Here is a 13,408-nt window from a genome sequence, read left to right as displayed (position 1 = left end):
GATGCAATCTCCTGTCTATCTTTCCGGCCAGTTCCTGCTCGCGATGCCGGGCATGATCGATCCGCGGTTCGATCACGCCGTCATTGCGATGTGCGCGCACGACAAGGAGGGGGCGATCGGTATCGGCATCGGTGCGACGATCGACGGGCTGGGGTTGCACGACCTGCTGGATCAGTTCGACATCCCGCATGGGGTCGCTCCCGATGCGCCGGTGCATTTCGGCGGACCGGTCGAGCCGCGACGGGGCTTCGTGGTGCATTCCGGCGACTGGGGCGGGCAGGATACGATCGACGTCGCCGGGCGCTGGTCGCTGTCGAGCACGGTCGATGTGCTGCGGGCGATCGCCGAGGGGAGCGGGCCGACGCGGTGGCTGGTGGCGCTGGGCTATGCCGGATGGGGTGCCGGGCAGCTGGACGGCGAATTGTCGCGGCCGGGCTGGTTCCATGTCGAGGGCGACACGGCGCTGCTGTTCGACGGCGCCGCCGAGACGCGCTGGGCGAGCGCTTTCGCCAAGGCCGGGATCGATACGCGACTGCTCGCACCGACGACCGGAACGGCCTGAGCGACATATAAAGATATCTTTATATTTGATTTGGGGTCGGGGCGCCGCTAAGGAGCCCGGCATCCATTATCTTCAGGAGCATGACTCGTGGCTACTGCGCTCGCGGTCGAAAACACCGATTACGTCATCAAGGACATCGCGCTTGCCGACTTCGGTCGCGCCGAGATCCGCATCGCGGAGACCGAGATGCCCGGCCTGATGGCGCTCCGCTCGGAATTCGGCGCGTCGCAGCCGCTGAAGGGCGCGCGCATCACCGGTTCGCTGCACATGACGATCCAGACCGCGGTGCTGATCGAGACGCTAACCGCGCTGGGTGCCGACGTGCGCTGGGCGACCTGCAACATCTTCTCGACGCAGGACCATGCCGCCGCCGCGATCGCCGCGACCGGCGTGCCGGTGTTCGCGGTGAAGGGCGAGAGCCTGGCCGACTATTGGGATTACGTCGGCGACATCTTCACCTGGGACGCGGACGTCGACGGCCAGACCGCCAACATCATCCTCGACGACGGCGGCGACGCCACCATGTTCGCGCTGTGGGGCGCTAAGCTCGAGGCTGGCCACACGCTCGGCGAGCCGGAGAACGAAGAGGAAGTCGAGTTCCAGCGCGCGCTGAAGGCGTTCATCGCCAAGAAGCCGGGCTATTTGACCGAGACGGTCAAGAACCTGAAGGGCGTGTCGGAAGAGACCACGACCGGCGTGCATCGCCTGTACGAGATCGCCAAGAAGGGCGAGCTGCCGTTCCCGGCGATCAACGTCAACGACAGCGTCACGAAGTCGAAGTTCGACAACCTCTACGGCTGCAAGGAATCTTTGGTCGACGCGATCCGTCGTGCCACCGACGTGATGCTCGCCGGCAAGGTCGCGGTCGTCGCCGGCTTCGGTGACGTCGGCAAGGGCTCGGCCCAGTCGCTCCGCAACGGCGGCGCGCGCGTGATGGTGACCGAGGTCGATCCGATCTGCGCGCTTCAGGCCGCGATGGAAGGTTTCGAGGTCGTAACGATGGACGAGGCGGTGACCCGAGCCGACATCTTCGTGACCGCGACCGGCAACGCCGACGTCATCACCGCCGATCACATGAAGGCGATGAAGCCGATGTCGATCGTCTGCAACATCGGCCACTTCGACAGCGAGATCCAGATCGCCGCGATGTCGAACTACAAGTGGACCGAAGTGAAGCCCGGCACCGACCTGGTCGAGTTCCCGGACGGCAAGCAGATCATCATCCTCGCCAAGGGTCGCCTCGTGAACCTCGGCTGCGCGACCGGCCACCCGTCGTTCGTGATGTCGGCCTCGTTCACCAACCAGACGCTCGCGCAGATCGAGCTGTGGACCAAGGGCGAGAACTACAAGAACGACGTCTACGTCCTGCCCAAGCACCTCGACGAAAAGGTCGCGGCGCTGCACCTCGAAAAGCTCGGCGTGAAGCTGTCGCAGCTCACCCCGAAGCAGGCGGCTTACATCGGCGTGCCGGTCGAAGGGCCGTTCAAGCCGGACCACTATCGCTACTGATCGGACGCGATCGGTTTTGGTAAGAAGAGGGCGGTGCCGGAAGGTGCCGCCTTTTTTCTGTCCGGTCCTTGCCCGCGAAGGAGAAGTGGCGCGGTGCAGTGTGACGGGGGCTAAGCCAAGTCCTCCGTTATCGAGTGCGTTGCCCACCTCCCCCTCGCGGGGAGGACTGACTTCGGGGGTATGGCGTATGGCGTTGCCGGTCCCCCATATTCCGTTCTACAGCTTGCCACGAGCACGCCGTTTCCCGGCGCGACGAGGGGTAAGCGTTGGTCGAGCTTTCGGTGATGGCGGCGGTCGTATGCGGCGCGGTGCTCGCGCTGCTGGTCGGCGGTGCCGGCTATGCACTGTTCGTCGGCTGGCGACTGCGGGCCGAGGCGCTGGAATCGATCGCACACGTACGGGAGGCGGAGGCGCTGCGCAGCGTGTCGCCGGCGATGGCGATGCTGGTGCGCGCCGATGGCCGGGTAGAAATGCCACCGCGGCTGGTCGACTGGCTGGGGCTGAGCGTCGCGCCGCGTTTTCTTCAGGATCTGGCGGAAGAGGGCACAGGGCTACCGGAAGCCGAGGCGAAGGCGCTCGCGAACGATGTGCAGGCGGCGCAGCGCGCCGGTCGCGGGTTCGTACGTGCGTTGCACCCGCAAGGCTCCGGCCGGTCGATCACGGTGCGGGGCAGTCGCGCCCCCGGTGCGCTGGGTGCGACCGGCGCGGTCGTCATCTGGACGCTGGACGCGACCGACAGCGAGGCGGAGATCGCGCGGCTGGCCGATGAGGTCACGGAACTGTCGGGCGCATTCGAGGCGCTGACCGGCCTGATCGAGGCCGCGCCCCTGCCGATGTGGTATCGCGCGGCGGACATGCGGCTGGCGATGGTCAATTCTGCCTACGTCCGCGCCGTCGAGGGGCGGGATGCGGCAGACGTGATCGGGCGTGAGCTGGAACTGGTCGAAGGGTCGGGCCGCGGCGGTCCGCGTGCCGGGGCCAAGGCGGCACGGGCGACCGGCGTTCCGCAGCAGGAAATATTGCCGGCGACGATCAACGGCGAACGCCGGTCGTTGCAGGTCCATGACGTGCCGCTGATCAGTGGTGGCGTCGCCGGCTTCGCGGTCGATATCGAGGATCTGGAACAGTCGCGTGCGGGCGCGAAGCGCTTCGCCGAAGCGCAGCGGGCGATGCTGGATCGGCTTTCTGCCGGTGTGGCGCAATTCGGCGCGGATCGCGGGCTGGTATTCTGCAACCAGCCGTTCCGGCGCATGTTCGCGATGCGATCCGAATGGCTGGCCGACCGACCGGAATTCGAACGCGTGCTGGAACGGATGCGCGAGGCCAATCGCCTGCCCGAAGTCCGTGACTTCCCGGGGTGGAAGGCGGAACGGCGTGAGTGGTTCGTGCCGGGAGACGTCGACGCCGCGGCGGCGATGGAGGAGAATTGGCACCTGCCGGGCGGCACACACCTGCGCGTGGTGGCGCAGCCGTTGCCCGATGGCGGGCTGCTGACGATCTTCGAAGATCGGACGGAACAGGTGCAGCTGGCGAGCGCGCGCGACACGCTGCTGCGGGTGCGCACCGCGACGTTCGATAATCTGTTCGAGGCGCTGGCGGTGTTCGCGGCGGACGGCAAGTTGCAGCTGTGGAACAACCGGATGGGTGCGATCTGGGGATTCGAGGAGGAGTTCTTGGCGAGCCACCCGCGTGTCGATACCTTCGCGGAGGCCGCCGCGCCGAAGCTCGCGACGCCCAATCGCGCGGCGCTGATCCCGGAGCTGGTGCGCTCGGCGACGATCGAGCGGCAGCAGCGCGGCGGACGGGTAGCGTTCGCGGACGGGCGTCATTTCGAATTCGCCGCGGTGCCGCTGCCGGACGGCAATGCCTTGCTGACGATGCTCGACATCTCCGACAGCCGGCGCGCGGAGCAGGCGTTGCGCGACCGGGCCGACGCGCTGGAGGCGGCGGACCGGGTCAAGACGCAATTCGTCGCCAACATGAGCTACGAATTGCGGACGCCGCTGACATCGATCAGCGGTTTCGCGGAGATGCTGCACGGCGGCTATGCGGGCGCGTTGACGCCGGATGCGGCGGGCTATGTCGAGGCGATCCTGCAATCTGTGGAACGGCTGGGTCTGCTGATCGACGACGTGCTCGATCTGACGCAGGGCGGCGACGATGCCGAGATCGAGAAATCCGACGTCGATCTCGCCGCGGTGGCGCGGGCGGCTGCGGAGACGATCATGCCGGCGGCGAAGCGGCGCAAGCTCGACTTCGCGGTCGAACTCGCGCGATCGACCGGGCGGGTGAGCGGCGATCCCAAGCGGCTGCGTGAGGTGGTGGAACATCTATTGCGGCATGCGGTCGCCTCGACGCCGGAGGGCGGGCGGATCTTGCTGCACAGCGACGGCAGTGCGACGGGCGCGCGGATCGTGGTGTCGGACGACGGCTTTGGCATGGATGCCGAGAGTGTCGGCAAGGCGTTCGACCGATTCGGCGAGCCGGGGATGCAACCGACCGGCGAGCGGGCGCTGGGGCTGGGGCTGCCGCTGGCGAAGCAGTTCGTCGAGGCGCATGGCGGGCGGATCGATCTGGTGTCGGAGCCTGGCGAAGGGACGCTGGTGACGGTCGAGCTGCCGCGGCGGTGAGGCAGATGGCGTTCGTTCCGTTTCCCCCGTCACTCCGGACGTATTCCGGGGGCCACGCTGCGGCGACGGCAGGGTTCGGAGACGGGAACCTTTCCTTTGCGGATGGGTGGACCCCGGAACACGTCCGGGGTGATGGGGGAGTAGTGGTATGAGCATCCACCTTCCCCACGCCGCCGCGACCGAGGCGTTCGGCGCATCACTGGCGGCAGTGGTGCAGCCGGGGGATGTCATCACCCTCCAGGGCTCGCTCGGCATGGGAAAGACAAGCATCGCGCGCGGGCTGCTAGCCGCGCTCGGGCTGCAAGGCGAGGCACCGAGTCCCAGCTTCGCGATCGTGCAGCCCTATGATCTGTCGGAGGTGCGGATGCCGGTGCTGCATGTCGATCTGTATCGGATCGAGGACCCGGACGAGATGACGGAGCTGGGGCTCGATGAGGCGTTGTCCGACACGCTGCTGCTGGTCGAATGGCCAGAGCGGGCGCCGGGATATTGGCCGCACGCGCTGGCGCTCACCCTGACCGCAGCACCGGACGGCGGACGAATCTTGACAGCGGACGTGCCGGCGGGTTGGAGGCGGCGATGGCCGATATGACCCCGCCCGCTGGCGCCCCCGCTTTCCTCGCGCAGCATGGCTGGTCGGGCGCGATCAGCCCCGTCGCCGGCGATGCCTCGTTCCGCCGCTATTTCCGGGTGGCGAGCGAAGGGCGCAGCGCGATCCTGATGGATGCGCCGCCGCCGCATGAGGACCCGCGGCCGTTCATCGCGATCGCCGAATGGCTGCGCGGGCGCGGGTTCGCGGCGCCGGCAATCCATGCGAGCGACCTCGACCAGGGGCTGGTGCTGCTGGAGGATTTCGGTGACGTCCGGCTGCGCGAGACGGCGGATGCGGGCGAGGATGCCGCCTTGCCCTTCTACGCCGCGGCGATCGACCTGCTGGTGGAGTTGCGCGCGCATCCGGCGGAGGGGCTGGAGCCGTACGATCGCGCGGTGCTGCATCGTGAAGCGGGGCTGTTCGTCGAATGGTTCTGCCCGGCGGTGGGGTTGGAGGTCGATGCCGAGGGCTATCGCGCGGCGTGGGACGCGGTGTTCGATCATGCGCTGATCGACGAGCCGGTGACGGTGCTGCGGGACTATCACGCCGAGAACCTGATGCTGGTCGGTGCCGACAAGTCGCTGGGGCTGCTCGACTTCCAGGACGCGTTGGCGGGGCATCCGGCGTATGACCTGGTGTCGCTGTTGCAGGATGCGCGCCGCGATGTCGATCCCAACGTCGAGGAGGCGATGCTGCAACGCTATCGCGCGGCGACCGGGGCCGGCGACGATTTCATGGCGGCGTATCATGTGCTTGGGGCTCAGCGGAATGCGAAGATCATCGGCATCTTCACGCGGCTGTGGAAGCGTGACGGGAAGCTACGCTATCCGACGCTCTGTCCGCGGGTCTGGGCGTATCTAGAGCGCGATCTGTCGCAACCGGTGCTGGCGCCCGTCGCACGGTGGTTCGACGACAACGTCCCGCCCGAATTGCGTGGCGATCCGGCGGCATTGAGCGCGTGACGAAGCAGAGGACCATCCGTCCCGATCCGGGCGGCATCGTGCCGGCGACGGCGATGGTGATGGCGGCGGGGCTGGGCAAGCGGATGCGCCCGCTGACGGCGACACGACCCAAGCCGCTGGTCGAGGTGGCGGGCAAGCCGCTGATCGACCACGTCTTCGACCATCTGCGTGCCGCCGGCGTCAAGCGGGCGGTGGTCAACGTCCATTACCTTGCCGATACGCTGGAGGCGCATGTCACCGGCCGCTTCGACGATATCGAGGTGGTGGTCAGCGACGAGCGGCGGCAGTTGATGGAGACCGGCGGCGGGCTTGTGCAGGCGCGCGATCTGCTGGGCGATGCGCCGGTGCTGGTGGTGAACAGCGACAATCTGTGGGTCGACGGCCCGGTCGACGCGATCAAGCTGCTCGCATCGCGCTGGGACGATGCGATCATGGACGCGCTGCTGCTGGTGGTGCCGTATGCGCGCGCCAACAACCACAACGGGCAAGGCGATTTCCGGGTCGCCGCGGATGGCCGGATCGTCGGACGGCGCAAGGAAGGCGCGGCGGCGCCGTTCGTCTATACCGGCATCCAGATCCTGCACCCGCGCATCATCCGCGACTGGCCGGAGGGGCCGTTCTCGACGAACCTGTTCTGGAGCCGTGCGATCGAGGCAGGGCGGGCCTATGCGCAGGTGCATCAGGGCCTGTGGTTCGACGTCGGCACGCCCGCGGCGATCCCGAAGGCCGAGGCGGTGATCGCCAATGGCTGATAGGCGCAAGCCGCAGCTGTATACCATTCCGTCGCACAAGGCGTTTGCCGACACGCTGGTTGCCGGGCTGATGCGGCGGACGGCGGGCGATGCGATGGCGTTGGCGCGTGGGCTGGTGCTGCTGCCCAACAACCGTGCGGCGCGGGCGGTGACGGATGCCTTCGTGCGGGCGAGCGGCGGCGGGTTGCTGTTGCCGCGGCTGGTGACGCTGGGCAGCCCCGATCTGGGCGAGGCGGTCGGCGCGGCGCTCGATCCGGTCGACGATCCGAGCCCGCCGCCGCCCGCGGTCGATGCGATGCAGCGGTGGATGATCCTGGCGCGGCTGGTGTTCGAGGAGCGGACGCGCGCCGGGGTGCCGATCGATGCTGCGGAGGCGGTGCGGCTGGCGGGCGAATTGTGCCACACGCTGGACCAGTTGCTGGTCGAGGAGGTGGCGCCCGAGCGCCTGCGCGACATCGACCTCGCGCCCGAACTGACCGAGCATTGGCAGCGCGCGCTGTCGACCTTCACGATCGTGCTGGAGCGTTGGCCGGAGGAACTGGCGCGGCTGGGGCGGATCGATGCGGCGACGCGGCGGCGGATGCTGCTCGACCGGCTGGAGCGGCGTTGGCGCGTGGCGCCGCCCGTCGGCTTCGTCTGCGCGGCCGGCATCACCGATCCGGCACCGGCGGTGATGCGGCTGTTGCGCTGCGTCGCCGAGGCGCCGGCGGGGATGACGGTGTTCGCCGGCCTCGACCTCGCGATGCCGCAGGAGGAATGGGACGCGCTCGGTCCGCACAAGCCCGATCCGGAGACGGGCCGGGTGCCGCGGTCGATCGAGACGCATCCGCAATTCCACCTGAAGCTGATGCTCGACCGGATGAGCGTCGGGCGCGGCGAGGTCGTGAACTGGCCGGGGACGGCGGGGCCGGATGCGGGCGCGGTGCGTGGGCGGGCGATCGCCAATGCGCTGGCTCCGGCGGCGTTCACGGGCAAATGGACCGAGTTGAAGGCGGAGGACCGGCGGCTGACCGGTGTCCGCGCGGCCGAACTCGCGACCCCGGCCGAAGAGGCGCAGACGATCGCACTCGCGCTGCGCGGGGCGCTGGAGGAGGAAGGCCGGACGGCGGCGCTGGTGACGCCGGATCGGGCGCTGGCGCGGCGGGTGGCGGTGCACCTGCGGCGCTGGGGGATCGATGCCAACGATACGGCGGGGCGGCCGCTGTCGATCCTGCCGCCGGGGACGCTGCTGTTGGCGCTGGCGGAGGCGGCGGCGCAGCGGTTCGCACCGATGGCGCTGCTGGCGCTGTTGAAGCATCCGCTGGTGCGCAACGATCCGAACGATCGTGCGGTGCGTGGCGCGTGGCTGGACGGGACGCGCGGAGTCGATCGCGGTTTGCGTGGACCGCGGCCGGCGGCGGGGCTGGACGGGATCACCGGGCATCTGCTGGCCGATAAACGCGATCGCGCGGCGGCGTGGTTCGGCGAGGCGGTGGCGCTGCTGAAGCCGATCGAGCTGGTGTTCGATCAGGGGGCGCAGCCGCTCGGCGGGCTGCTCGCGGTATTGCGCGAGACGGCGCAGGCCTTGTGCGGCGACGATCTGTGGTCGGGGCCCGCGGGGAGGGCGGCGGCGGAGTTCCTCGACGCTCTGGAGCGTGAAGCCGTCGTCGGGCCGCCGCGGGTGGCGCCGGATGGGCTGGTACCGCTGCTGCGCGGGCTGCTGGATGAGGTCGCGGTGCGACCGGGGTCGGGCGTCGGGCATCCGCGGATCGCGATCTATGGTTTGCTCGAGGCGCGGTTGCAGACCGCCGACCTGATGGTGCTGGGCGGGCTGAACGAGGGCGTGTGGCCGGGGCGGCCCGCGCCCGATCCGTGGCTGGCGCCGCGGATACGCGCGACGCTGGGGCTGCCGGGGTTGGAGCGTGCGGTGGGTGTCGCCGCGCATGAGTTCGGGCAGGCGCTGGGCGCGCCGCAAGCGCTGGTAACGCGGGCGCGGCGGGATGCGTCTTCGCCGGCGCTGGCGTCGCGACTGTGGTTGCGGTTGCAGGCGATGGCGGGGGACCGCTTCGTGCGGGCGCGCGATCTGGAGGGCTGGGCGTTGGCGCTCGACGATCCCAAAGCGCACGAGCCTGCCGATCGCCCCGCGCCGATGCCGGCGGCGGTGCTGCGGCCGAAAGCGATATCGGTGACCGAGATCGATCGGTTGAAGGCTGATCCCTATGCATTTTACGCGCGGAGGGTGCTGAAGCTGATGCCGCTCGATCCGGTCGATGCCGATCCGAGCGCGGCGTGGCGCGGGACGGCGGTGCACGACATCCTGGAGCAATGGTGGAAGCTGGATGCCTGCGCCGCCGATGCCTTGATGAACCGCGCGAATGCCATGCTGGAGGACGAGCGAACGCATCCGATGATGCGCGCGCTGTGGCGGCCGCGGCTGGTCGAGGCGATCGACTGGATCGCGCGGACCGTCGCGACGCAGGATGGCGAGGGGCGCAAGGTCGCGTCTGCCGAAGGGCAGGGCTTTATCGAGGTGGCGGGGGTGAAGCTGTCGGGCCGTTACGATCGCGTCGATCGCCTGCCCGACGGCAGTCTGGCGATCGTCGACTATAAGACCGGCAAGCCGCCGTCGTCGGCCGCTGTGCGGGCGGGGTATAGTCTGCAACTGGGGCTGCTGGGGGCGATCGCAGAGCGCGGCGGGTTTGCCGATGTGGCGGGACGCGCCGGTGGCTTCGAATATTGGTCTCTCGGCAAGAAGCGGGATCAGTTCGGCTATATCGAGAGTCCAGTGGATGCGGAGGGCAAGCGCGACAAGATCGTGACCGACCAGTTCGTCGGCATCGCGATGGAGCAGTTCAGGAACGCGGCGGCGGAATGGCTGACCGGCGATGCACCTTTCACCGCCAAGCTGGTGCCGGAATATGCGCCTTACGCCGAATACGACCAGTTGATGCGCAGGGACGAATGGTATGGCCGGGACTGAACTCGCCACGCTGCCCCGGCTGAAGGGGGCGCAGGCCGCGGCGAGCAATCCGCAGGCGCATGTCTGGCTGTCGGCGTCGGCGGGGACGGGCAAGACGCAGGTGCTGGCGGCGCGGGTGTTCCGCCTGCTGCTGCGCGGCGTCGATCCGGGCGCGATCCTTTGCCTGACTTTCACCAAGGCAGGCGCGGCGGAGATGGCGCAGCGGATCAGCAACCGGCTGGCCGCCTGGGTGCGGATGCCGGGACCGCAATTGGCCGCCGATCTGGAGGCGCTGGGCGAGCGCGCGACGCTGGAATTGCAGGCGCGGGCGCGGACGCTGTTCGCGGGCGTGCTGGATGCGCCGGGCGGCGGACTGCGTATCCAGACGATCCACGGTTTCTGCCAGAGCCTGCTCGCGGCGTTCCCGGTCGAGGCGGGGCTGACCCCGGGATTTCGACCGCTGGAGGCGCGCGAGGAAGCAGTGCTGGCGCGCGAAACGCTGGCGATGCTGCTGGTCGATGCCGAGCGGGACGGCCGCGAGACACCGATCGCGACGATCGGGGCGCTGTCGCTGCGGATGGGCGAGGGGGGGGCGGAGAGCTTCCTGCTCGCCTGTGCGCGGTCGCTGGCGGCGCTGGAGGCGTTGCCGAGCGGGATCGGGCCGTGGCTGCGGCGGGCGCTCGACCTGCCGCAGGGGGATATCGGCGAGGCGCTGGCGTCGGGGTGCGACTGCATCGACGAATCGCTGGTCGAGCGGCTGGCGGCGGCGAACGGCGCCTGGGCGACGGCGACGGGCGTGGGGCATGCCGAGACGCTGAACCGCTGGCTTGCCGCCGCGCCGGAGGATCGCGCGCTGACGCTCGGCGAGCTGGCGGGCGTGGTGCTGACCGGCAAGAACGAGCCGCGCAAGGCGTCGAAGAAGCTGGTTGATCTGGAGCCGGATTATGCCGAGCTGGCGGGGGCGCTGGGCGACCATTGCCTCGACCTGCTGTCGCTGACGCAACGCGCCGCATACGCCGACCTGTTGGCGGATGCGCTGGAGGTGGGGCGCGATTATGCGCGGGCCTATGCGGCGGCGAAGCGACGTGCGGGGGCGGTCGATTTCGACGATCTGATCGGAGTGACGGTGCGGCTGCTGGAGCAGCCGGGTATCGGCGAATGGGTCCGCTACAAGCTGGATCAGGGAACCGAGCACGTCCTGATCGACGAGGCGCAGGACACCAACCTGAACCAATGGCGGATCGTGACGGCGCTGGCGGGCGAGTTCTTCGTCGGTCGGGGCGTGCATGCACCCTCCACGCGGACGCTGTTCACCGTGGGCGATTTCAAGCAGGCGATCTTCGGCTTTCAGGGGACCGATCCGATCAACTTCCGTTGGGCGGAGGGGCATTTCGCCAATCGTGCCGCGGAGGTCGAGGGCAATGAGGACTGGCCCGAGGTGGAGCGCGGGCTGCCGTTCCAGCGATTGTCGCTGACGCATTCGTTCCGTTCGACGCGGCCGATCCTGGAGTTCGTCGATGCGGCGGTCGCCGCCGCCGGTGAGCCCGGGCTGGGCGCGATCGGCGACGTGCAGGAGCATGCCAGCGAGGTGCCGGGGCCGGGTACGGTCGAGCTGTGGGCTCCGGTGGTCGTCGGCGGGAGCGAGGAAGACGAGGAGGCTTGGATCGACGACGCCGTCCGCGAGCAGGCGGTGCGGATCGCGCGGGCGGTGCGCGAGTGGATCCACGGCGGGCTGATGCTGGAGAGCAAGGGCCGAGCGCTGCGGCCCGAGGATGTGATGATCCTGGTCAAGCGGCGCGGCGACCTCGCCTCGCTGATCGTCGCGCGGCTGTATGCCGAGGGTGTGCCGGTGGCCGGCGTCGACCGGTTGCGGCTGAACGCGCCGCTGGCGGTGCAGGATCTGCTCGCGGCGGTGCGCTTCGTGTTGCAGCCGGAGGACGATCTGTCGCTGGCGGCGTTGCTGGTGTCGCCGCTGATCGGCTGGACGCAGGACGAGCTGATGCACGCCGCGCCGCGCGAGCATGGCAGTCTGTGGCGGCATCTGACGCTGACGCTGCCCGACGAGCGGCTCGCGCCGCTGCGGGCGATGCTGTCGCGGGCGGACATTGCGACGCCGTATCAGTTTCTGGAGGAGTTGCTGTCGGGGACGCTCGACGGGCGGCGCAAGCTGTTGCGGCGGCTGGGGGCGGAGGCGCGCGATCCGATCGAAGAACTGCTGAACGCGGCGCTGTCGTTCGAGACGACATCGACGCCGTCGTTGCAGCGGTTCCTCGACTGGTTCGATCGCGGCGATGTCGAGATCGTGCGCGATCCGTCCGCGCCACTGGACGCCGTGCGGGTGATGACGGCGCATGGCGCGAAGGGATTGCAGGCGCCGCTGGTCATCCTGGCCGATGCGACGGTCGATCCGACCGCGGCGCCGCGGACCCTGGTACGCTGGTCGCCGGAGCCGGGCGCGCAGCCGATTCCGATCTTCCGGCCGCGGTCGGCGGAGCGGGGCGGGCCGCTGGACGAGGCGATCGCGACGATCGAGCGGCGCGAACTCGAGGAGCATTGGCGGCTGTTCTACGTCGCGGCGACGCGGGCGGAGGAACGACTGGTGATCGGCGGCGCGCTGGGAGTCCGCGCGAAGGGCGAGCCGCCCGTATCGAGCTGGTACGCGGCGGCGGCGCGGGCGCTGGATGCGCTGGGTGTCGAGGGGGAGGGCGTCAGGAGCTTCACCGGCAGCGAGGTGCAGGCGCCAGCAAAATCGCGGGCTGCGGCGAAGGCGAATGCGGCAGAACCGGTGACGCTGCCGGACTGGGCGCATCGGCTGGCGCCCGTCGAGAGCCGGCCGTCGCGCCCGCTCGCGCCATCGGCTGTGGGCGAGGACGAGGTGAGCGATCCGCCGCCCGGCCCGGCAATGCGTGCTGCGGCCGAGCGGGGGCGCCTGATCCACGCGCTGTTCGAACGGTTGCCACCCGTGTTGGCGGCCGACCGGGCCGCGAGTGCGGAGCGCTGGCTGGCGACCGCTGGTGGCGTGAGCGAGGCCGCGATCCGGCGCGAGATCGTCGGCAGCGTGCTCGCGATCCTCGACGATCCGGCGTTTGCGGACCTGTTCGGGCCGAACAGCCTTGCCGAGGCGCCGATCGCAGCGACGCTCACCAATGGGCTGGTTGTGTCCGGCACGGTCGACCGCCTGCTGATCGCGGACGATCACGTGCGGGTGGTCGATTTCAAGACCGGCCGGCGGGTGCCGGAGACGCTGGCGGACGTGCCGACCTATCACCTCGACCAGATGGCGGCCTATGCGGCGGCGCTGGCGACGATCTTTCCCGAGCGGCGGATCGAGGCGGCGTTGCTGTACACGGGCGGGCCGCGATTGTTCGCGCTAGAGCCCGCGCTGCTGGATCGTCACAAGCCGCGCTTTCGGGCGCGGGAGCAAAGCTAGGGCGTCGACGGTTGAGCGGCGGTTCGCGTCACC

General features: G+C 69.4%; 8 protein-coding genes. All 8 read left to right on the top strand.

Annotation, left to right across the window (positions count from 1 at the left end; translation table 11 throughout):
• Position 1 precedes the first annotated feature (1 nt).
• The 8 genes from NF699_04440 (at position 2) to addA (ending at position 13,375) form a co-directional block, all read left to right on the top strand.
• Positions 2-562 carry a YqgE/AlgH family protein gene (locus NF699_04440; protein USU05942.1) on the top strand — a complete coding sequence of 187 codons (561 nt, stop codon included), beginning with the start codon at positions 2-4 and terminating at the stop codon, positions 560-562.
• 87 nt (positions 563-649) lie between these two features.
• Positions 650-2,071, top strand: coding sequence for an adenosylhomocysteinase (gene ahcY, locus NF699_04435; GenBank protein ID USU05941.1), 1,422 nt, complete (start codon positions 650-652; stop codon positions 2,069-2,071).
• Positions 2,072-2,337: 266 nt separating this feature from the next.
• Positions 2,338-4,701 (top strand): PAS-domain containing protein, encoded by a 2,364-nt coding sequence (locus NF699_04430; GenBank protein USU05940.1) that lies wholly within the window; start codon positions 2,338-2,340, stop codon positions 4,699-4,701.
• Between the two features lie 148 nt (positions 4,702-4,849).
• Positions 4,850-5,293, top strand: coding sequence for a tRNA (adenosine(37)-N6)-threonylcarbamoyltransferase complex ATPase subunit type 1 TsaE (tsaE, locus tag NF699_04425; protein ID USU05939.1), 444 nt, complete (start codon positions 4,850-4,852; stop codon positions 5,291-5,293).
• Positions 5,290-6,255: a phosphotransferase gene (locus tag NF699_04420; protein ID USU06992.1), complete on the top strand. Its 966-nt coding sequence runs from the start codon at positions 5,290-5,292 to the stop codon at positions 6,253-6,255. The genes tsaE and NF699_04420 overlap by 4 nt, the downstream gene beginning before the upstream one ends.
• Entirely contained in the window at positions 6,252-7,007 is a 756-nt protein-coding gene (locus NF699_04415; GenBank protein ID USU05938.1) for a nucleotidyltransferase family protein, read from the top strand. The genes NF699_04420 and NF699_04415 overlap by 4 nt, the downstream gene beginning before the upstream one ends.
• Positions 7,000-9,966, top strand: coding sequence for a double-strand break repair protein AddB (addB, locus tag NF699_04410; GenBank protein USU05937.1), 2,967 nt, complete (start codon positions 7,000-7,002; stop codon positions 9,964-9,966). Before NF699_04415 ends, addB begins: the two co-directional genes overlap by 8 nt.
• Complete coding sequence (gene addA / locus NF699_04405) at positions 9,953-13,375, top strand: double-strand break repair helicase AddA (protein ID USU05936.1); 3,423 nt, start codon at positions 9,953-9,955, stop codon at positions 13,373-13,375. Before addB ends, addA begins: the two co-directional genes overlap by 14 nt.
• The last annotated feature ends 33 nt before the right edge of the window (positions 13,376-13,408 follow it).

It is taken from the genome of Sphingomonadaceae bacterium OTU29LAMAA1 (genome assembly GCA_024072375.1).
GTDB lineage: Bacteria > Pseudomonadota > Alphaproteobacteria > Sphingomonadales > Sphingomonadaceae > Sphingomonas.
The sequence above is the reverse complement of the archived record's forward strand: the minus strand, read 5'-3'. Positions and strand labels throughout refer to the sequence as shown.